This window comes from Pseudonocardia pini, from assembly GCF_013870575.1.
Classification (GTDB): domain Bacteria; phylum Actinomycetota; class Actinomycetes; order Mycobacteriales; family Pseudonocardiaceae; genus Pseudonocardia; species Pseudonocardia pini.
In genome coordinates, this window is sequence record NZ_JACBXB010001116.1 from 1 (window position 1) to 1,301 (window position 1,301).

2 protein-coding genes are annotated in these 1,301 nt (G+C 73.5%); one reads left to right on the forward strand and one right to left on the reverse strand.

Annotated features, from left to right (window positions below; all coding sequences use genetic code 11):
• Positions 1–199, reverse strand: a 199-nt coding sequence (locus H5J29_RS33025; protein WP_512700157.1) for a carboxyvinyltransferase, incomplete at its 3' end; no start/stop codon positions are given.
• Positions 200–432: 233 nt separating this feature from the next.
• Here H5J29_RS33025 and H5J29_RS33030 point away from each other — a divergent pair.
• On the forward strand, positions 433–1,245 hold the full coding sequence (locus H5J29_RS33030; protein ID WP_181784812.1) for an SOS response-associated peptidase: 813 nt from the start codon (positions 433–435) through the stop codon (positions 1,243–1,245).
• Positions 1,246–1,301 lie beyond the last annotated feature (56 nt).

A 1,301-nucleotide genomic window follows, 5' to 3' on the forward strand; every position in this document is an offset into this window, starting at 1 on the left:
CGCCCCCGCGCAGCGTGCCGCCGCGGATCGTGACCGTCTCCCCGTCGACGTCCGTCTCGACACCGAGCGCCCGCAGCGCCCCGCACATCAGCGCGGAGTCCCGGGTCGCCGGGACGCCGTGCACGGTGGAGGTGCCCGCGGCGAGCGCGGAGAGCAGCAGCGCCCGGTTGGTCACGGACTTGGACCCGGGCACGGACACGGTGCCACGGACGGGACCGTCGGCGGTCGGGGCGGACCAAGGCGTGGGCACACCCCCATGATTCCGCATGCGGTGGCGGAATCACGGCCCGGCCCGGCGACCGAGATCGCACGTTTCGTGCTCTCAGCGCGGCAAGATCGCCGATTGCGTGCGCTCAGCGTGGTCCCGACCGCGCTGACAGCACGAAACGTGCAGCCGGGGCGCCTGTCGGTGCCGCGTGCCACGATGGGCTCATGTGCGGGAGGTACGCCTCGACGAAGGCACCGACGGACCTGGCGGAGGAGTTCACCGCGATCGACGCCGTCACCGAGAAGGCGGGCGAGCCACGGTCGCCGGACTACAACGTGGCGCCCACGCGGGACGTCGTCGCCGTCGTGCAGCGCCACCCCCGGGACGAGGACGGCACGCCGGACCCGGACACCACCGAGCGCTCGCTGCGGCTCGTCCGGTGGGGGCTGGTGCCGTCCTGGGCGAAGGACCCGTCCGCGGGCGCCCGCATGATCAACGCCCGCAGCGAGACCGCGGCCGAGAAGCCCGCCTTCCGCCGTGCCCTGGCCGCCCGCCGCTGCCTCCTCCCGGCCGACGGCTGGTACGAGTGGCAGCGCCGCGCCGCGACGAAGGACCACAAGGCGTCCAAGCAGCCGTACTTCACCCGCTACGCCGACGGGCGGTCGCTGGCCATGGCCGGGCTGTGGGAGTTCTGGAAGCCCAAGGAGGGCGAGCTGCTGGAGAAGTACCCGCACGGGCTGGTCACGGCCACGGTCCTCACCACCGAGGCCGTGGGGCCGCTCGCGCAGGTCCACGACCGGATGCCGCTCGTGCTGCCCACCGACGCGTGGGCGGCCTGGCTGGACCCGGACACGGACGGGAAGGCGGACGAGGTGCGGCGCTGGCTGGCGCCGCCGTCGTCGGACCTGGTGCGCACGCTGGAGATCGTCCCGGTGTCGGACAAGGTGAACAGCGTGCGGAACAACAGTGCTGAGCTGCTGGAGCCGATCGACCCCGCACAGGTCGAGGAGCCGATCCAGCTCGACCTGCTCTCGTGAGCGACCTCCCGGACCTGGTACCCGCCGAGACCCGGGAGGTCGCCACCCCGCACGGG

Bases quoted from the DNA above. Each gene is read 5' to 3' on its own strand.
- H5J29_RS33030 (WP_181784812.1), top strand. From the start codon at position 433: ATGTGCGGGAGGTACGCCTCGACGAAGGCACCGACGGACCTGGCGGAG.